Below are 18,947 nucleotides of genomic sequence, written 5' to 3' on the forward strand. Positions count from 1 at the left end.
TGCCGCCCCGAGTTCCGCGCGGCTTGATGCGCGTGAACCTGGACTAGGACAAAACCGACGCGGTGCCGCCAGTGTCAAGCGTCAACGCGTCACTGCGGTCCTTGAGGTCCACACCGCTGAGTTGCAACTTGCGCGCCTCGCGGCACAACCACCACAGGCGCGCCGCCGCCGCCCCGGCCGGCAAGCCCTCGGGCCGCACATTGGAGATGCAGTTGCGCTGGGCATCGTTGCGCCCAAGCCGGGGCGCCCAGGTCAGGTAAATGCCCAGACTGTCGGGTGAGGACAGGCCGGGCCGTTCACCGATCAGCACCGCGACCATACGCGCATTGAGCAAAGCCCCCACCTCGTCGCCCAGAGCAACACGCGCCTGGGTGGCGATGACCACGGGGCCCAATGTCCAGTCCGAGGGTGCAAGTTGGCGGATGGCTTCGATCAAGGGCACGGCTTGACGCTCCACCGCCAGGGAGGACAGGCCGTCGCCGACCACCAGCAGCAGGTCACAGCCCTCGGGTCGGGCCTGCGCCGCGAGCTGTTGCGCATCCTCCGAGTGCAGGCGGCGCCCCAGGTCGGGCCGCAGCAGATAGGTGGCGCGGTCGGTCGCCGCGCTGCGCACAGTCAGTGTTTCGCACCCCAGGGCCTGCACGCGCCCCGCCAAGGACGCCACGTCGAGCTGGATGTGCACCGCGTCCCGCGCCTGGGCATGCGCCAGGCCGAAACTCAGCAGCTCTTTCGTGGGCAGGCCCGCGCCCACGCGCCCCAGGGCGATGCGCGCCGCGGTGTGCGCGCGCAGATCCGTCCAGGTGTCCGCTGTCCAACTGTCAGCACCCCGGTCCTTGGGGCTGGCGGCCTGCGGAGACAACTCGACCACCTTGCCGTTCATCTGGCCCCCTTGCGTATGTCGTGCATGCCGAGTCTTTGCATGTGCTTGCCTCAGGCCGCCTTGCGCATCATCTCCAGGGCAGGTTGCCGCGCACTGCTGCTGAGCAGACGGCCCGCCTCGTCGATGATCTGCATGCGCTGCAGCCAGGCCTCAAATTCCGGCGCGTGGCGCAGACCCAGCACCTGACGCACGTAGAGCGCGTCATGGAAGGAGGTGCTCTGGTAATTGAGCATGATGTCGTCCGCGCCCGGCACGCCCATCACGAAGTTCACGCCGGCCGCCCCCAGCAGAGTGAGCAGGTTGTCCATGTCGTCCTGGTCGGCTTCGGCATGGTTGGTGTAGCAGACGTCCACGCCCAAAGGCGCACCCAGCAGCTTGCCGCAGAAATGGTCTTCCAGCCCTGCGCGCACGATCTGCTTGCCATCGTAGAGGTATTCGGGACCGATGAAACCCACCACGGTGTTGGTCAGCAAAGGCTTGAACTCGCGCGCCACCGCATAGGCGCGCGCCTCGCAGGTCTGCTGGTCCACGCCGTGGTGGGCATTGGCCGATAGTGCACTGCCCTGCCCAGTCTCGAAATACATCACGTTGTCGCCCACGCCATCCTGCAGGGGCCGACCGCGCTGTAGTGACAGCGCCGCTTCGCGCGCCTCGCGCAGCACCGCCAGGCTCACACCGAAGCTCGCGTTCGCGGCCTCGGTGCCCGCGATGGACTGGAACACCAGATCGACCGGCGCGCCCTGCTCGATCATCTGGATGGTGTTGGTCACATGCGTGAGCACGCAGGTCTGCGTCGGAATGCCCAGCCGCTCCACCACCTCGCCCATGCGCCGCACCAGGGTGCCCAGCGCGGCCACGCTGTCGGTGGCCGGGTTGACGCCGATCACCGCGTCGCCGCAGCCATACAGCAGGCCGTCGATCATGCTGGCTGCGATGCCGCGCACGTCGTCGGTCGGGTGGTTGGGCTGCAGGCGCACGGCCAACCGGCCCGGCAGGCCGATGGTGTCGCGGAAGGCCGTCACCACGCGGCATTTGCGCGCCACGGCGATCAGGTCCTGGTTGCGCATGAGCTTGCTGACCGCCGCCGCCATCTCGGGCGTGATGCCGGCGCGCACGGCGCTCAAGGTGTCGCTGGTGGTGCGCTCGTCCAGCAGCCAGTCGCGAAAGGCACCGACCGTCAGGTGCGCGAGGGGCGCGAAGGCCGTGGCGTCATGCGTGTCGACGATGAGCCGCGTGACCTCGTCGGTTTCGTAGGGGATCAGCACCTCGTTCAGAAAGGTGCGCAGCGGCAGGTCCGCCAACGCCAGACGCGCCGCCATGCGCTCCACCGAGGAAGCGGCTGCCACGCCCGCCAGCGCGTCGCCGGAACGCAGCGGCGTGGCCTTGGCCATCAGATCCCGCAGGTCACGGAACTGCCAGTTCTGGTGCGCGACGGTGGCTTGGTAGGCGGACATGGTGCCTCCCTTCAAGCAGCAAATATGCCAGCGCCTGCCCGTGCGGGCAAGGCGCAAAGGCAGGCCCCAGTCCGCGCAGTCCGGGGCACACCCGCCTGGAGCACCCTGACGGCGTTCAGCCGTCCGCGTTGATCTTGGCGATCAACTTCTTGAGCACGTCCTCAGCCTGGTCATTGGGCACCTGGCAGGTGCCCGCAGCCTGGTGGCCGCCGCCGCCGTACTGCAGCATCAGGTCTCCCACATTGGTCTTGCTGGAGCGATCGAGGATGGACTTGCCGGTGGCGAACACCGTGTTCTGTTTCTGCGGGCCCCAGAGCACGTGGATGGAGATGTTGGTCTGCGGGAACAGCGCGTAGATCATGAAGCGGTTGGTCGCGTAGATCGTGTTCTCGCCCCGCAGGTCCAGCACCGCCAGGTTTCGGTGCACGGTGGTGCAGCGCTTGATCTGCTCCTTGGCCTTTTCCGTGTGCTCGAAGTACAGGTCCACGCGCTCCTTGACGTCGGGCAGGGCCAGGATCTCCTCGATCGTGTGGTCCTTGCAGTACTTGATGAGGTCCATCATCAGCTGGTAGTTGCTGATGCGGAATTCACGGAAACGCCCCAGGCCCGTGCGGGCGTCCATCAGGTAGTTCAGCAGCACCCAGCCCTTGGGGTCCAACACCTCGTCGCGCACGTACTGAGCGCTGTCAGCCTTGTCCACGGCCTCCATCATCTCGTCGGAGATGCCGGGGAACTTCGCCTTGCCGCCGTAGTACTCATAGACCACACGCGCGGCCGAGGGCGACTTGGCGTCGATCACGTGGTTCTTGCGCGCGTCGGCGGGCTGGCCGGCGTTGCGGATGGTCTCGGAGAGGTGGTGGTCAAAGGCCATGTACGCGCCAGGCACGTAAGGCAGGTTGGTGGTGATGTCGCGCTTGCTGATTTCCACCTTGCCGTCCTGCATGTCCTTGGGGTGGACGAACTTGATCTCGTCGATCAGGTCCAGCTCATTCAGCAAGACGGCGCAGACCAGGCCATCAAAGTCGCTGCGGGTGACAAGGCGGTATTTTTCTTGGCTCATTGATCGCTCTCCTCCATGAATGTAAGCAGATATTACAACACCGGTTCGAGCCCGCGAACGGGCGCCGCGCCCTGAAAAAGCTCAGTTTTCGAGCGCTAGCGCCAACAATTCCTCAGCGAACGCATAGGACGTTGAGGCCCCCGTGCCACCGGTCACGATGCCCAGCGCCACGCCCTTGGACGGTGTGGTTTTGAACACCACGTCGGCGGCGCTGGCATAGGTGCCGACCCAGCGCTCGGTCACGACCGCGCCCGCGGATCCGGCCGACGGCAGCACGCGCCGCAGCTCGTCCAGGATGAGTTCGTCCACGGCCGTGCTGCCAAAGGGCGCTTCGGCATCGCCATAGACATGGCTGTCACCCACGACCAGGGAGCCGTCGGCCGACTGCACCACGATCAGGTGCACGCCCTGCTTCAGGTGTTCGCCCTGCTCCGCTTGCAGGCGCTTCAACAGGGGCGCTGCCTCGGGCAGCTCGGCATACCCTTCGTAACGCACCAGGCTGAGGTCGGACATCAGGGCTGCGGGCAGCCGCAGCGGCGTGGCCGGGCGCACGCGCATCATCTGCAAGGTGCTCATGCGGATGCCGGCCTGCTCGATGGCCTCGGGGTACAGCGCATTCAACTCGTGGCCGGGGCAGACCACGCAGTGGTCGGCGCGCAGCACACCGCGACTGGTGGCGACGGTGGGCAGGTCCACGCCATGCACCACGGTGCGCCAGTAGAAATCCACGCCCTGCGCTGCCTGCAGCCAGGCAGAAAGTTTGGGGATGGCCTCGCGCGACTCCACGCGGCGCTCGTGCGGGCTGTAGAGCGCACCCAGGTGCGGTCCCAGTGCCGCGTCGGCAAACCGTCCCTGGGTCTGCGCGGGTGTGAGCAGTTCACAGCCATCGCCCATTTCGGTCTGCATGAAGGCCTCGATCACGGCCAGGGCCTCGGGCCGCTGCACGGTGAGGTACAGGCCCGAATGGATGACGGGGATGCCCGCCTGCGGCGCGATGGCCAGCCAGGCGTCACGTGTCTTCATCGCGCGGCGCCAATGTTCGCCACGCCGCTGGCCCGTGACGGTGACAAAACCAAAATTGCGGATGGAGGCGCCGATACTCTGCGCGGTGCGCTCGACCACGGCCACTTTGAGGCCCCGCTGTCGGGCGGCGTAGGCCGTCATCAGGCCGACGACACCCGCGCCGACAACGACCAGGTCGTAATGTTTGTCATCCATGCCTAACGCCTTATTGCCTTATTGCCTGCCTTGAACGACTCAACGCGACCGCCAGGCCTGCGTGCGCCGCCCGGCCCACCATCCCAAAGCCATGAAACCCAAACTGGCCAGGCCGGACACCAACGTGATCAGCACCGCCATCGCAGCGGCCGGGCCGGTCTCCCCGGCTTCGTCCAGGTTCAGGATGGCGATGGCCGCCACCTTGGTCTGCGGCGCGTAAAGAAACACCACGGCCGACACGGTGGTCATGGCGTTGATGAAGAAATAACGCGCGACGTCGACGAGCGCAGGCAGGCAGATGGGCAGCGTGACACGCCAGGCCGTCTTGTAGAAGGGCACTTTGAGCGAGACACTGACCGCCTCGAATTCATTGTCCAGGCCCTTGAGCGCCGTCACCGCCGTCAGATGGCCCGTGGTGTAGAAATGCACGATGGTGCACAGCGTGAGCAGGGTCATGGTCTGGTACAGACCGCCCAGGGGATTGCCCGGCGCATTGAAGAAGAAGATGTAGCCCAGGCCCAGCACCAGACCGGGCACGGCCATGGGCAACATGGCCAGCAGACGCAGCAGGCCGCGAATCAATCCGTCCAGGCCGAAGCCAGCCGCCTGGGTACGAACCTGTCCGGTTTTTTCCAGCAGGTAGGCCCCCGTGAACACCAGCACCGTGCCACCCAGCGCCGCGCCCGCCGCCATGCGCAGGCTGTTGAGAAAACCCTCGCCCACCTCGGCCTCGGTCAGGCCGTAGACGTAGTGGTTCAGGCTGGGCGTGAGGTTGTAGGGCCAGAAGGTGGCGAGCGACGCGAACACGGCCATGCCCAGCATGGCCAGCATCAGCGCCGCGACCACGAGGCAGTAGAGCGAGAACGCGGCGTCACGCCCGGGCACCGGTTTGGGCACATAGGGCACGGCGCGTGCACCCAGCATCGCGGTCTGGCGGCGCTGCACCAAATGGTCGACGGCAAAGGTCAGCACGGCCGGCACCAACAGCAGGATAGCGACCACCGAGCCCTTGGCGAAATCCTGCTGGCCAATGACCAGTTTGAATATGTCCGTGGCCAGCATGTTGAAGTTGCCGCCGATCACCTTGGGAATGCCGAAGTCCGTCATCACCAGCGTGAACACCACCAACGCTGCCGAGACCAAGCCGTACTTGGCGCCCGGAAGGGTGATGGTGAGGAACTTGCGCGCCGCCGAGGCGCCCATGGAATCCGCAGCTTCGTACAGCCGCGCGTCGGCCAAAGCCAGCGCGGTCACCAGGATCATCAGGGCGTGCGGAAAGACCGCGAAGCATTCGGCCAGCACGATGCCAGGCGCGCCATAGATCTGCGCGTAACCCAGACTCTGCAGCAGACCCTTGGCGACGCCCTGGTTGCCGAACCAGTAGATCAGCGAAATGGCCGACAGCAGCGAGGGCGCGAGCAGCGGGATCAGCGCCGTCAGACGCAGCAGGCCTTTGAGGCGCATGCAGGTGCGCGTGAGTGCGTAAGCGAAACCGAAGGCCAGCGGCACGGTGACCACCGTGACGAGCGCCGACACCCAGACGCTGTTCCACAGACTCTGCAGCAGCGCGGGCGTTTGCGCATAGGCGACGAAATTGGCCAACGCGACAAAACGACCGTCCTTGCCCAGCATGGCCTGCCAGAGGATGGCCAACAGCGGCAAGGCCAGGAAGCAGACCAGCAACAAGGCCACCAGCAGCAAGAGGCCGCGGGCCAGCCGGTCGGTCCAGTGCAACCGCAAGCGGACCGGCTGCCGCAGAGGCGGCGCGACCCGCGCGATGCCCGTGGCGACCATGCTCAGTGCGCCTCCGCCCCGGCCGGGAACACACGCAGCCGATCGGCGCGCAAGGCGAAACGCAAGGGTTGACCGACTCGCACGCCGAACTCGTCCATCTGGTTGAGCGAGAACTGCAGATGCAGGGGCAGCGCTTGGCCCTCGGCGTCGCGCAAGCCCTCGACCTCCAGTTCGGCCAGGCAGTTGCCGCCCAGGAATTCGATGCCACGCACCACGCCCGTGCAACGTCCCGGGTCATCGGCCGCCACGTCGATCATGCGCCGGTCTTCGGGCCGCAGGTATAGCGTCACGGCACGGCCGGGACGGAATTCCGCGCCCTGCGTGCAGTGCAGGCGCAGTGGGCCGCAACGGAACCAGTGCCCGCCCTCGGCCACGGCAGGCAGCCGGTTGACCTTGCCCACGAACTCGGCCACGAAGGGCGTGGCAGGGGTGCGGTAGATGTCCAAGGGTGTGCCGACCTGCTCGATCACGCCTTGGTTCATGACCACGATGCGGTCGGCCATGGACAGGGCTTCTTCCTGGTCGTGGGTGACCATGATGGTCGTCAGCCCCAACTTGCGCTGCAGCGCGCGGATTTCCTTGCGCAGGTGCACCCGCACGATGGCGTCCAGCGCCGACAGCGGTTCGTCCAACAACAGCAGGCTGGGCGAAGTCGCCAGGGCACGCGCCAGCGCGATGCGCTGCTGCTGCCCGCCCGAGAGCTGCGCCGGATATTTGCGCTCGCTGCCCGGCAGGCCGACCAGCGTCAGCAACTCATCCACCCGCGCGGCGATGCGCGCCTTGTCCATGGTGCCGCTCAGGCCATAAGCCACATTGGCCGCGACCGTGAGGTTGGGGAACAGGGCGTAGCTCTGGAACACGATGCCGTAGTCGCGCAAAGCCGGTGGCAGCGTGGAGATGTCACGCCCGTTCTGCCAGACCTGGCCGCTGCTCTGAACTTCCAAGCCCGCGATGATGCGCAGCAACGTCGTCTTGCCACAGCCCGAGGGCCCGAGAAAACAGACCAGCTCACCGGCCGGCAGATCCAGGTCGATGCCGTCCAGCGCCGTGAAGGCGCCAAAGTCCTTGCGGATCTGGCGCAGTGAGAGGTAGGGACTGGAGTTCACCTTGGTTTTATTCGCGGGCTCCCGTGGATCTGGCTTTGCCAGGCCACCGGGAGCGTCTCCCCTGCCACCGCAGGTTGGCGTTCAGGGGAGAAGGCGCGCAAGCGCCTCAGAGGGGTTATTTCTTAATTTCAGTCTTGCTGTCATAGCGCTTCGTCCACTCGGCCAAAATGCGCTCGCGGTTGGAAGCCGACCAGGCGAAGTCCATCTTCACCAGGCGCTTTTCGTAGTCCGCCGGCACATTGGCCAGGGGCTCGGCCACGCCGGGCACGGCGGTGATGGCGAAGTTCTTGCCGTAGAGCTTCATGGCATCCAGGCTCGAGGCCCAGTCCGCCAGCTTCTTCGCGGCGGCCAGGTTCTTGGTGCCCTTGTGGATGGCGAAGGCTTCCAGATCCCAGCCCAGGCCTTCCTTCGGGAAGACGAGGTCGATCGGCGCACCCTTGGCCTTGTTGCTGTTGCCGCGGTACTCGAAGCTGATGCCCGCCACGTACTCGCCTGCGGCCGCCATGTTGCAGGGCTTGCTGCCGCTGTGCGTGTACTGGGCAATGTTCTCGTGCAGCGCGTCCATGTACTTCCAGCCGCCACCCTTGCCGTTGTCATCGCCCCATAGGGTCAACCAGGCGGCCACGTCGAAGTAACCGGTGCCGCTGGACGCCGGGTTGGGCATGACGACCTGGCCCTTGAATTCAGGCTTGGTCAGGTCCTTCCAGCTCTCGGGCTTCTTGATGCCCCGCTTCTCGGCCTCCACAGTGTTGAAGCAGACCGTCGCGCCCCACACATCCATGCCGAACCAGGCAGGAGGATTCTTCTTGTCCTTGTAAGCGGCGCTGATGGCCTTGAGGTTGGCCGGCGCGTAGGGCTCCAGCATCTTGTTGTTGTCCAGCAGCGCGAGGCTGGAGGCGGCCACACCCATCACCACGTCGGCCTGCGGATTGGCCTTCTCGGCCAGCAGCTTGGCGGTGATCACGCCCGTGCTGTCGCGCACCCATTTGATCTCGATCTCGGGTTCAACCTTGTTGAAGCCTTCCTGGTAGGCCTTGAGCTGGTCAGTTTCCAGCGCGGTATAGACCAGCAAGGTGGTTTTTTGGGCGAAGGCCGCCGTGGCGACGCCAGCCAGCGCGGCCGCCAGTGCCCAGGCCCGGAAAGAGAAACGCATGCGCATGGTGAATGCTCCTGGTAGTGGAAACCGGCATCGTGTGACGTCACCGTGACGCGTTGATGACGGCGACCTGTCCGACCAATGCAAGCCCCGTGCCCGGCTGGTGCGCGGCCACACGGGAATGGCGTGTTGTTTCACTCCGCTCGGCGGCGCGCCGTTTCACCGTTCTGGTGCGGGCCATGGGAACGATGGGCCTGCCACGCGCGGCAATCCGGCCCGAGGGCACCGCGCATGGCGCGGCCACAGCCAACCGCAGTTTCAGGAGGAGATGGCCAGAAAGCGCAGGCCCACGCCCGGTTCGGTGGCGATGTAACGCGGCGACACGGCGTCGTCGCCCAGCTTCTGGCGCAGCTTGCCCACCAGGATGCGGACGTAGTGCGTGTCGTCCTCGTGGGTCGTGCCCCAGACCTCGCGCAGGATCTGCGGCTGGGTGACCACACGCCCGGCGTGCTTGAGCAGCAGCACCAGCAGGGCATATTCCTTGCGGCCCAGCGCGAGCAGTTCGCCGTCCAGCCGCACCTCGCGCCGCGCCAGGTCGATGCGCAGGTGGCCATCGTCGAACAGCGCGTGCTCCTCCTTCACGCCGGTCTGCTGGCGCAGCAGCACGCGGATGCGCGCCATCAACTCCTGTGTGCCGAAGGGCTTGGTCACGTAGTCATTGGCACCCTCGTCCAGCACCACGACCTTCTCCGACTCACCCGCGCGCACGCTCAGCATGATCACTGGCACCTGTGACCAGGCCCGCAGCTCGCGCAGCACCTCATGGCCATCGATGTCAGGCAGGCCGATGTCGAGGATGACGAGATCGGCGCCCTGCGCCGCCAGCAAGGCCAGCCCCTCCCGGCCGCTCACGGCCAGCGCCACTTCGTAGCCCTGCGCGCGCAGGCTGATGTCGAGGAAACGGCGGATCTGCGGCTCGTCGTCGATCACCAGCACACGCACGGGCGTGGAAACCAGCGTGGCAGGCGGCACAGAGGTAGGCATGGGCGTCAAGGCGCGGCTTTGCGCGTGGGTCTATCGACGATCGGCATCCGGCGGTTTCGAAGGCGGTGTCACGGGCGGTGTGATCAAGGGCAAGGTGATGCGGATCACGGTACCGCGCCCGTCCGGCCCCGGCAGGGCCGCGACGCTGCCGCCGTGCGCGCCGACCATGCCCTGCGCGATCGTGAGCCCCAGGCCAGTCCCATGGCGCCCCCGGTCTCCGCGTTCGACACTGTAGAACATGTCGAAGATGCGGCCACGCTCCTCCTGCGGGATGCCCGGGCCACGGTCGCGCACGTCCAGTTGCAGGAACTCCCGGCGCGACGGGCCTGCGTCGCCGTCCACCCGATCCACCAGCCGCGCCGTGATGTCGATGGCCTCGCCCGGGGGCGAAAACTTGGCCGCGTTCTCCAGCACATTAAAAAGGGCCTGTTCCACCAGCGCCGGATGCACCCAGATCGGCGGCAGACCGGGCGCGATGTCCACCTGCAGCCGTACCGCGGGTTGGTAACGGCGCAGCCGCCCGGTGGCCGAGCCGATCAGTTCGTCCACGCCGATCCAGTCGCGCTTGAGGCTCAGGCCGGTGTGGCCCAGCCGGGTCATGTCCAGCAGGTTCTGGATGTAACGGTCCAGCCGTTCGCCCTCGACCAGGATGGTGTCGAGCAGGTTCTTGCGGTCCTCGGCGCTCATGGCTTCGCTGTAGCTGACCAGGCTGCCGGCCGAGCCGATCATGGCCGCCAGCGGCGAGCGCAGGTCGTGCGAGACCGAGGACAGCAATGCCGAACGCAGGCGCTCGGTTTCGTTGCTGACACGCGCTTTTTCCAGGTCGGCCACCAGCCGCGCGCGCAGCGCGGCCTGCGCGATGTCCTCGGCCATGGCCTCGACCAGCCGGCGCTGGGGGTGGGACAGCCGCCGGACATCCGCGCCGAAGCGCAGACCGACCACGCCCATCACATCGTCGATGACACCTCCGCCCCCCTCGCTGGCGGTGTGCTGCGCCTTGCGCAATGGCAGCCACCACCAGGCCGCGCCGGCCAGGGTGTCGGTGTAACGGCCCGCGGGTTGGCCATGGGACAGCACCCAATCCACCGCGGCCCGATCGATGTCTGCCAGCGTCGCGTTATGGGAAAACACCTCGACGCGGGAGTCCGAGGCACCAACACGCAGCCAGGCACCCGCACCCAGATGGCGCTCCAGCGCGGCGCGCCCGGCCTGCAGCACCTCGCCCAGGTCGGCCGCCGCGCCCAATTGCCGGCCCAGGCCCTGCAGCGCCGTGGCATGTGCGTTCGCGGCCCGCAAGGCCAGTACCTGCATGCGCAGCTGCGAGGCCAGGCGCCCGGCCACCAACGCAGCGATCAGGAAAAGAAATACCGTGGCGACGCCTTGGCGCGCTCCGATGAACAGCGTGTAGCGCGGTTCGATGAAGAAGAAGTTGTAAGCGAGAAAACACAGGCCCGCAGCGAACACCGCCGCCGCCATGCGGGTGCGCGCCGCGACCAGCACCACCGCCACGATGAACACCATGGACAGATCGCGCAGGTCCAGCCAACGCTCCGCGGCCCAGGCGACCCCGATGGCGGCCAGCGTGGCGAACAGCGTCAGTGCCAGGTCATGGCGACCCAGCCAAGCCGCGGGACCGGACCAGCGCCGCGCGCCCACGCGGGCCTGAGCCCGGGCCTGCGGCGCGCTGACGATGACCAGTTCGTGATGCGCCCCATGCCGCAGCAATTGCTGGGTCAGGGTACGGTTGAACATGCGCGCGAACACCCGGGCGAACATCCACGGAAAAGGCCGTTCGCGCGTGCGCCCTACGACCAGGGTCGAACAGCCTTCGCTGGCGGCGTGGTCGAGCAAGGCCTCGGCCACGCGCGGGCCATGCAGGACCTCGGTGTCCGCGCCAAGGCTGCGCGCCAGCGCGAAGGCGCGGTCCAGTTCGGCCTGTCGTGCCGGATCCACTGCCCCGCCGGGCACCGCCTGCACCGTGACCACGCGCCAAGGCGCGTCGCGTCGCTCGGCGATGCGGCGGCCCGCGCGCACCAGGTATTCAGATGCGCCCAGACCATCGACGGCCACCAGCACCCGCGGCCGCAAGGCCAGACCGGGCAGGCCGCGCGCGGCCTGGGCCACGCGCAGATCCTCTTCCACATGATCGGCCGCCGTCTGCATGGCCAGCTCGCGCAGCGCGGCGAGGTTGGAGGGTTGAAAAAAAGCCTGCAGCGCGTGCTCCGCCTGTTCGGGCAGGTAGACCTTGCCTTGCCGCAGCCGCTCGATCAACTCACGCGGCGGCAGGTCGACCAGGCGGATGTCGCGCAGGCGGTCGAACAGCGCGTCGGGCACCGTCTCGCTGACGCGCACGCCGGTGATGCGGTGCACGATGTCGTTGAGGCTTTCCAGGTGCTGGACGTTGACGGCGGTGAAGACGTCGATGCCCGCGTCCAGCAGTTCCTCCACGTCCTGCCAGCGACGCTCATGGCGACTGGCGAGCAGACCCTGAGCATTGCGGTGCGCCAGTTCATCGACCACCGCGACGCGGGGCCGGCGCGCGAGCACCGCGTCGATGTCCAGTTCCTCCAGGCGGCGCCCCTGGTAGTCGACGCGCTTGCGCGGGATCACTTCCAGGCCATCCAGCAGCGCGGCAGTCTCGGCCCGGCCATGGGTCTCGACGAAACCGACGACGACATCCACACCCTGCTTGCGCAGTTCGCGCGCGCGAGAGAGCATGGCGTAGGTCTTGCCCACGCCGGGCGCGGCGCCCAGAAAAACCGTCAGCCGCCCGGCCGCCCGGCGGCGCAGTTCACTCGCCAGCGCGTCGGCCCGGACTTCGCGGCCCGCCTCGGAATGGGCGTCTTGTTCCTCGCTCATGCGCTTATTGTGCGGTGGCCGCGCCAGCGGTCGTCAGGACATCCAGCGCCAGGTTCAGTTCCAGCACATTGACGCGCGGCTGGCCGAACAGGCCGAACTGCGGACCTTCGGTGTGGCGTGCCACCCAGGCCTCGACCTGCGCGGGACTCAGGCCACGCGCCTTGGCGACGCGTGCGATCTGGATGCGTGCGCCCTCCGGGCTGATGTGCGGGTCGACCCCGCTACCCGACTGGGTGAGCAGGTCCCCCGGCACGGCCTCGGGTGCGATGCCCTCGCGCGCCGCCACGCCCGCACGGGTGTCGGTGATGCGCTGGCGCAGGTCGGGGTTGCTGCGCGCCTGGTTGCTGCCGGCCAGCGCCATCAGGTCGTAGTTCGCGGCGGAGGGGCGCGGCTGGAAGTACCGCTCACCGGCAAAGGGTTGCGCGACCAGGGCGGAGCCCACGACCTTGCCGTCGCGATCGATCGGGCTGCCGGTGGCCGTCTGCGGAAACAGCAGACCGCCCAGGCCCGTTGCGGCCAGCGTGTAGAGCAGGCCGAACAGCAGCAGCGAGACCAGGGCCAGGCCCAGCGACGCCCGCAGAGAAGAAGTGGAAGTGTTCATGATGAAAGCTCGTGAATATCCAGGAAACCGTGTCTTCAAATACCGACCGTCGCGGCCAGCGCCAAGTCGATCAGCTTGATCGCGGGGAAAGGCAGGATCACGCCACCCAGGCCGTAGATCAGCATGTTCCTGCGCAGCAGCGCTGTGGCACCACTCGGGCGAAAACGCACGCCGCGCAGCGCCAGCGGAATCAGCAGGGGGATGATGAGGGCGTTGAAGATCAACGCCGCGATCACCGCGTTGGTCGGGCTGGACAGCTGCATGACATTCAGCGCGGCCATGGACGGGATCGCGCCTGCAAACAGGGCCGGGAGAATCGCGAAGTACTTGGACACGTCATTGGCCAGCGAGAAGGTGGTCAGCGCGCCGCGCGTGATGAGCTGCTGCTTGCCCACCTCCACCACCTGCAGCAGCTTGGCCGGGTCCGAGTCCAGGTCGACCATATTGCCCGCCTCCTTGGCGGCCTGGGTGCCGGAGTTCATCGCCAGGCCCACGTCGGCCTGCGCCAGCGCGGGCGCGTCATTGCTGCCGTCGCCCACCATGGCGACCAGACGGCCACAGGCCTGTTCCGCGCGGATGCGCGCCAACTTGTCCTCGGGGCGGGCCTCGGCCACATAGTCGTCGACCCCGGCTTCGGCGGCGATGGCGGCAGCGGTCAACGGGTTGTCGCCGGTGATCATCACCGTGCGGATGCCCATGCCGCGCAGCTGGGCGAACTTCTCCTTGATGCCGTGCTTGACCACGTCGGACAACTCCACCACACCCAGCACGTGGCGGCCGTCGGCGATGACCAGGGGTGTGGCGCCCTTGCGCGCGACTTGCTCGACGCGGGCCTGCAACTCCACCGGCACGCTGCCGCCCGCCTTGTGCACACGGCGCACGATGGCATCCATCGCGCCCTTGCGGATGGAACGACCGTCGGGCAGGTCCACGCCCGACATGCGGGTGGTCGCGCTGAACGCGATGAAACGCGCACCCACCGGTTCTTCCAGCGGCGCGGGAGACCCATCACGCTGAACACGGCGCGCCAGCTTGACGATGGACTTGCCCTCGGGTGTCGGGTCGGCCAGCGACGCCAGCAAGGCGGCTTCGCGCAGCAGGGACGGCTCCACGCCGGCCAGCGCGTGCAGCACCGTGGCCTGGCGGTCGCCGTGGGTGATGGTGCCGGTCTTGTCCAGCAGCAGCACGTCCACGTCACCCGCCGCTTCCACGGCCTTGCCGGATTTGGCCAGCACATTCGCCGCCAGCGCGCGGTTCATGCCCGCGATGCCGATGGCGGGCAACAAGCCGCCGATGGTGGTCGGGATCAGGCAGACCAGCAGCGCGAGGAGCAGCAGCGGGTCGAGTGTGATGCCTACGAAGGACGCGATGAAGGGCAGGCTGACGACCACGATGGTGAAGGTCGCGGTCATGGTCAGCAGCAGCAGGCCCAGCGCAACCTCGTTCGGCGTCTTCTGCCGGTTCGCGCCCTCGACCAGGGCGATCATGCGGTCGAGGAAGCTGTGCCCCGGCAGGGCCGTGACCCGCACCACGATCTCGTCGGACAGCACCTTGGTGCCGCCGATCACGCCAGAACGGTCGGTGCCCGCCTCGCGCAGCACGGGTGCGGATTCGCCCGTCACCGCCGATTCATTGAGGGTGGCGAGTCCGCGCACGATTTCGCCGTCGGCGGGCACGATCTCGCCCGCGGAGACGACAACCAGGTCGTTGCTCACCAGTTCGGCCGCCGGAATGTGCTGTGCGCGATGGAGGGCATCGGCGCTGTCCACACGACGCGCCACCAGGCCCTTGCGCACGCGGCGCAGCGTAGCGGCCTGACCACGCCCGCGCGCCTCGGCCACGGCTTCGGCGAAATTGGCGAACAGCACGGTGATGAAGAGCAGCGCCGTCACGGCCCAGCCCATGCCCGCAGGTGAAGTCCCGAGCAGGGTCAGCACGGCGCACCAGAGCGTGCCGAACCAGACCACGGCCATCACCGGGTTCTTGAAAGCGTGCTGGGGCGCGAGCTTGACGAAGGCAGCGCGCAGCGCAACCTTGAACCCGGCGGCATCCAGCAGCACGGCTTGGCGGCTCTGGACGGCCGCGGGAAAAGTTGTCTTGACGTTCATGATGAAGTTCTCCGGCTTGTTTTCCATGCCGTTCATTGCGCCAACATCGACAGGTGCTCGGCGACGGGACCCAGCACCAGCACCGGCATGAACTGGAGCAGGGTCAGGATCACGATCACCGCGATCAGGGTCAGGGCGAAGGTCGGGGTTTCGACCTGCAAGGTGCCGGTGCTTTCCGGCGCGAGGCGCTTGCGGGCCAGGGACGCGGCGATGACCAGCGGCAGGATCAGCGCCGGGTAACGGCCCAGGGCCAGCACGGCGGCGCAGCTCAGGTTCCACCAGGCGGTGGCGTCGCCCAGGCCCTCGAAGCCGGAGCCGTTGTTGGCAAAGGCCGAGGTATATTCATAGAGCACCTGGCTGATGCCATGGAAGGCCGGGTTGGAGTTGCCGGTGAGGGACGGCAGCGCCAGCGTGATGGCGGTGAAGCCCAGCACCACCAGGGGCTGCAGCAGCACCAGCACGGCGAGCAGTTTCACTTCCGGCGCCTCGATCTTGCGTCCGAACAGTTCCGGCGTGCGCCCCGTCATCAGCCCCGCGAGGAAGACGCTGAGCAGCAGGTAGACCAGGAACTGCTGCAAGCCGCAGCCGATACCGCCCCAGATGGCGTTGACCAGCATGTTGCCGATCGTCACCAGTCCGGTCAGCGGCGCCAGCGAGTCATGCATGGCGTTGACCGAGCCGTTGCTGGTCTGCGTGGTCAACGCGGCCCAGAGTGCGGAGGCGTCGGCACCGAGGCGCACTTCCTTGCCTTCCATCCGCGCCGCGTCGGTAGTGGACGAGGAATGGCCTTCCGACCACAGCGCCAGACCCGTGGAGGCCAGTGACATCAACAGCATGCAACCCAGCACCAGGGCCGTGAACTTGCGACGCCCCGTGAAGGCGCCGACCATGAAAGCCACCGCCACCGGCAACACCACGATGGCCAGCGTCTGCAGCAGGTTGCTCAAAGGCGTCGGGTTTTCCAGCGGCACCGTGCTGTTCGGCCCGTACCAGCCACCGCCGTTGGTCCCGAGCTGCTTGGCCGCGACCATGGGCGCGACCGGGCCCAGCGGAATCTTCTGTTCCTTCATGGCCACGCTCGCATCCAGCGGCGTCGCCACCGGTCCGCCGGCCAGCGTGGACGGAACGCCCTGGCTGGTCAATGTCAGCGACAGCAACAGGCACAGCGGCAGGAACACGCGCACCGCGGGACGGATGACGTCGGCCCAGTAATTGCCCAGATCCACGGCGCCGGCATCGGCGTGGCCCGCTTGTACCGCCTGAGCCGCCTGAATCTTGCGCCCGCCGAACAGACCGCGCAGCGTGGCCACCACCAGGGCCAGGCCCATCATGGGTGTGATGACCTGCAGGCCGACGATGCCCGTCATCTGGGCCAGGTAGGACAGCTGAGCCTGCCCAGAGTAATGCTGCTGGTTGGTGTTGGTCAGGAAGGAGACCGCGGTGTGCAGCGCCAGATCCCAGCGCATGTTCGGCGCGTCGTTCGGGTTCAGCGGCAACCAGGCCTGGGTCATGAAGATGGCCATGGCCAGCAGACCCAGCACGAGGTTGCTGAGCAGGAAAGCCCCGGCATAGGCCGTCCTGCCCATGCCCCGGGTCGGGTCTACACCCAAGAGGCGGTAGAGGGGGCGCTCAACCCAGCCGAAGAGCCGATCCCCGCGCATGGGCTCGCCCCGCATGACGGCGGCGAGATAACGTCCCAGCGGCCAGCCCAGCACGAGGGCCAGCCCCAGGACCGTGACAAATTCGATCATGTAAGAACTCCTGCACTTGCATTCAGCGGCAGCCACCGAGACCTCGGCAGCCCTGGCCAAAATTCTCGGAGCGAGCCCCGTAAAGTCGCCAGCCCTCGCCAGCGGCGAGCCCGTAAATTCGGCGTAAATTCAGCTGCGCGGCACACTGCATTCCCGTGCGGTTAGACGCGAACGACCCAACTGCTTCGCGTATCCCGATCTGCGACACTCGGTGGCATGACGCTCACCTGGCCCATCGCCGCCGCCGTGCTGTTCGGCGCTCTCCTGCATGCCAGCTGGAACGCGCTGGTCAAGTCCAGCCAGGACAAGACGCTGGACACCGCGCTCATCCACCTGCTGGGTTCCGTCGTCACCCTGCCCCTGCTGTTCTGGCTGGGGCCACCGCCCCTCGCCGCCTGGCCCTACATCGCGGCGTCGGTGCTGATCCACATCGGCTACTACATCGCGCTGGCGCGGGCCTACCAGCATGGCGACCTGGGCTTGGCCTACCCGCTGATGCGCGGCACTGCGCCGCTGCTGGTCGCCTTGAGTTCTGCGCTGTTCGTGGGGGAGCATCTTTCGCCGCTGGCCTGGGTCGGCGTGCTGGGTGTGTGCTGCGGCGTGCTGGCGCTGGGTTTGTCGCGCCACGCCCTGGACTCGCCCCAGGCTGTGGGCTTTGCGCTGGCCAACGCGGTCATCATCGCCATCTACACCCTGGTCGACGCGCTGGGCGCGCGCGCGGCCAGCACGGAGGCGGACGGCCTGGGTGCGCTGCGCTACGTCATCATGCTGTTCGCCTTCGACGGCTGGCCCTTTGCCCTGCTGGTGCTGGCGCGGCGTGGCAAGACGGCCTGGCCACACACCCAGTCCTACGCACAGCGGCGCTGGCCAGTCGCACTGGGCGGCGCGCTGGCATCGCTCGGCTCCTACGGCATCGCGCTCTGGGCCATGACACGCGCGCCAGTGGCCACCGTGGCCGCGCTGCGCGAGACCTCGGTGCTGTTCGCCGCGCTGATCGGCGCCTGGCTGTTGCGCGAGCGCTTCACGCCGCGCCGCGCCGTGGGCACGGCTGTCATCGTGGCGGGCGTGATGGCGCTGCGCCTCGGTTGACAGCCCAGGTAATTCAGGCAAGTCGGCGGCCCGCGCCGCCCGCGCGCCTGGTACCTGATTAAGGTTTCAGCACCCGGAAGGTCAGGGTGTAGTTGTAGCCGTACATCGGCGCGGCGGCGCCCTTCGGAGCCGCGCCGCGGTAGCGTACCAAGGCCAGGTAGACACCGGGTTCGGTCATTGCGTAGGCAATGCGGCCCTGCGCATCGGTCTTGGCACTGTCGCTGGTGTGCTCGCTGCCCAGGTCCATGGGGGAACGGTAGATGTCCACCGTCTGCCCGCTCAGCGGCTTGCCGTCGAACAGCACGGTGAACTCGAACTTCTCACCCGTGAACAGGTCGTTCGGATGGGTGATGGGCACGATTTCCAGGCCCTGCTGGGCGGGCTCCAATGCGCGTTTATTCGGCGCCCCAGCTGTCACATAGGCCTCGGACACCGAATGCGACTGGTAATGGGACAGCAGCTTGACGCCGGGCGGCGGTGTCTTGTTTCCATCGCGCGAGATCTCCACCTTGCCGTCCTGTTCCCAGCTGCGGAAGATGGAACCCAACCGCACGCCCGTGCTCAGGCGGTAAGTGCCCTTGGCGCCAGGCAGCTTCTGCTCGGCCACGGTGCGTGACTTGAGCTGATGCACTTCGCCAAAGGGCAGTACGCTGCCATCGGGCGTGGTTAGGGTGAAACGCGTGTCGCCAAAGCCCACTTCGGACAGGAAGAATTTCTCGGCATAACCCGCGTCCACGCTCAGCACAGCGTCGGGCGCGACGTCAAAGCTCATGGGCAGCAGGTAGGGCGTGTGGGCCTGGGCCGCACCGGCCAGCATCAGGCAAGCGCAGGTCAGGGCACGCGTGGCGCGCTTGGAGTAAGCGTGCAGCAAGTGATTTTGGTTCATG

14 protein-coding genes are annotated in these 18,947 nt (G+C 67.3%); 1 reads left to right on the plus strand and 13 read right to left on the minus strand.

The features are described from left to right. Nucleotides 1-43: 43 nt before the first annotated feature. The 12 genes from eutC to kdpA form a co-directional block, all read right to left on the minus strand. Entirely contained in the window at nt 44-880 is an 837-nt protein-coding gene (gene eutC, locus AZ34_RS15940) for an ethanolamine ammonia-lyase subunit EutC (RefSeq protein ID WP_051509953.1), read from the minus strand. Nucleotides 881-930: 50 nt separating this feature from the next. Further along, nucleotides 931-2,334 (minus strand): ethanolamine ammonia-lyase subunit EutB, encoded by a 1,404-nt coding sequence (locus AZ34_RS15945; RefSeq protein WP_035609880.1) that lies wholly within the window; start codon nt 2,332-2,334, stop codon nt 931-933. A gap of 115 nt (nt 2,335-2,449) precedes the next feature. Further along, the gene (locus tag AZ34_RS15950) at nt 2,450-3,394 is read right to left on the minus strand and encodes an exopolyphosphatase (protein WP_035609883.1); all 945 of its coding nucleotides are present in this window, start codon (nt 3,392-3,394) and stop codon (nt 2,450-2,452) included. An 81-nt stretch (nt 3,395-3,475) separates the two neighbouring features. Beyond that, on the minus strand, nt 3,476-4,612 hold the full coding sequence (locus AZ34_RS15955; protein ID WP_035609885.1) for a TIGR03364 family FAD-dependent oxidoreductase: 1,137 nt from the start codon (nt 4,610-4,612) through the stop codon (nt 3,476-3,478). Between the two features lie 39 nt (nt 4,613-4,651). Next, on the minus strand, nt 4,652-6,406 hold the full coding sequence (locus tag AZ34_RS15960; RefSeq protein ID WP_035609886.1) for a putative 2-aminoethylphosphonate ABC transporter permease subunit: 1,755 nt from the start codon (nt 6,404-6,406) through the stop codon (nt 4,652-4,654). Between the two features lie 2 nt (nt 6,407-6,408). After that, complete coding sequence (locus tag AZ34_RS15965) at nt 6,409-7,512, minus strand: putative 2-aminoethylphosphonate ABC transporter ATP-binding protein (RefSeq protein WP_035609889.1); 1,104 nt, start codon at nt 7,510-7,512, stop codon at nt 6,409-6,411. A gap of 115 nt (nt 7,513-7,627) precedes the next feature. Beyond that, a complete protein-coding gene (locus AZ34_RS15970) occupies nt 7,628-8,671 on the minus strand; it encodes a putative 2-aminoethylphosphonate ABC transporter substrate-binding protein (RefSeq protein WP_035609891.1) in 1,044 nt (347 codons plus the stop codon). A 255-nt stretch (nt 8,672-8,926) separates the two neighbouring features. Then, a complete protein-coding gene (locus tag AZ34_RS15975; protein WP_035609894.1) occupies nt 8,927-9,652 on the minus strand; it encodes a response regulator transcription factor in 726 nt (241 codons plus the stop codon). A gap of 30 nt (nt 9,653-9,682) precedes the next feature. After that, nucleotides 9,683-12,511: a sensor histidine kinase gene (locus tag AZ34_RS15980; RefSeq protein ID WP_051509954.1), complete on the minus strand. Its 2,829-nt coding sequence runs from the start codon at nt 12,509-12,511 to the stop codon at nt 9,683-9,685. 4 nt (nt 12,512-12,515) lie between these two features. After that, entirely contained in the window at nt 12,516-13,112 is a 597-nt protein-coding gene (kdpC, locus tag AZ34_RS15985) for a potassium-transporting ATPase subunit KdpC (RefSeq protein ID WP_035609898.1), read from the minus strand. Nucleotides 13,113-13,147: 35 nt separating this feature from the next. Next, entirely contained in the window at nt 13,148-15,220 is a 2,073-nt protein-coding gene (gene kdpB, locus AZ34_RS15990; RefSeq protein ID WP_035611986.1) for a potassium-transporting ATPase subunit KdpB, read from the minus strand. 32 nt (nt 15,221-15,252) lie between these two features. Next, a complete protein-coding gene (gene kdpA / locus AZ34_RS15995) occupies nt 15,253-16,971 on the minus strand; it encodes a potassium-transporting ATPase subunit KdpA (protein ID WP_035609901.1) in 1,719 nt (572 codons plus the stop codon). 216 nt (nt 16,972-17,187) lie between these two features. On the opposite strand from kdpA, the gene AZ34_RS16000 reads away from it, so the two are divergent. After that, complete coding sequence (locus AZ34_RS16000; protein WP_035609903.1) at nt 17,188-18,060, plus strand: EamA family transporter; 873 nt, start codon at nt 17,188-17,190, stop codon at nt 18,058-18,060. A 58-nt stretch (nt 18,061-18,118) separates the two neighbouring features. Here AZ34_RS16000 and AZ34_RS16005 read toward each other — a convergent pair whose 3' ends face one another. Next, nucleotides 18,119-18,946: a DUF4198 domain-containing protein gene (locus AZ34_RS16005; RefSeq protein WP_051509956.1), complete on the minus strand. Its 828-nt coding sequence runs from the start codon at nt 18,944-18,946 to the stop codon at nt 18,119-18,121. Between the last annotated feature and the right edge of the window lies 1 nt (nt 18,947).

Origin of the sequence: Hylemonella gracilis str. Niagara R, assembly GCF_000600295.1 — a bacterium.
GTDB classification, from domain to species: Bacteria; Pseudomonadota; Gammaproteobacteria; order Burkholderiales; family Burkholderiaceae_C; genus Hylemonella; species Hylemonella gracilis_A.

Excerpts from the sequence above, each read along its gene's own strand:
- eutC (WP_051509953.1), bottom strand. The coding sequence starts at position 880 with ATGAACGGCAAGGTGGTCGAGTTGTCTCCGCAGGCCGCCAGCCCCAAG.
- AZ34_RS15945 (WP_035609880.1), bottom strand. The coding sequence starts at position 2,334 with ATGTCCGCCTACCAAGCCACCGTCGCGCACCAGAACTGGCAGTTCCGT.
- AZ34_RS15950 (WP_035609883.1), bottom strand. The coding sequence starts at position 3,394 with ATGAGCCAAGAAAAATACCGCCTTGTCACCCGCAGCGACTTTGATGGC.
- AZ34_RS15955 (WP_035609885.1), bottom strand. The coding sequence starts at position 4,612 with ATGGATGACAAACATTACGACCTGGTCGTTGTCGGCGCGGGTGTCGTC.
- AZ34_RS15960 (WP_035609886.1), bottom strand. The coding sequence starts at position 6,406 with ATGGTCGCCACGGGCATCGCGCGGGTCGCGCCGCCTCTGCGGCAGCCG.
- AZ34_RS15970 (WP_035609891.1), bottom strand. The coding sequence starts at position 8,671 with ATGCGCATGCGTTTCTCTTTCCGGGCCTGGGCACTGGCGGCCGCGCTG.
- AZ34_RS15975 (WP_035609894.1), bottom strand. The coding sequence starts at position 9,652 with ATGCCTACCTCTGTGCCGCCTGCCACGCTGGTTTCCACGCCCGTGCGT.
- AZ34_RS15980 (WP_051509954.1), bottom strand. The coding sequence starts at position 12,511 with ATGAGCGAGGAACAAGACGCCCATTCCGAGGCGGGCCGCGAAGTCCGG.
- kdpC (WP_035609898.1), bottom strand. The coding sequence starts at position 13,112 with ATGAACACTTCCACTTCTTCTCTGCGGGCGTCGCTGGGCCTGGCCCTG.
- kdpB (WP_035611986.1), bottom strand. The coding sequence starts at position 15,220 with ATGAACGTCAAGACAACTTTTCCCGCGGCCGTCCAGAGCCGCCAAGCC.
- kdpA (WP_035609901.1), bottom strand. The coding sequence starts at position 16,971 with ATGATCGAATTTGTCACGGTCCTGGGGCTGGCCCTCGTGCTGGGCTGG.
- AZ34_RS16000 (WP_035609903.1), top strand. The coding sequence starts at position 17,188 with ATGACGCTCACCTGGCCCATCGCCGCCGCCGTGCTGTTCGGCGCTCTC.
- AZ34_RS16005 (WP_051509956.1), bottom strand. The coding sequence starts at position 18,946 with ATGAACCAAAATCACTTGCTGCACGCTTACTCCAAGCGCGCCACGCGT.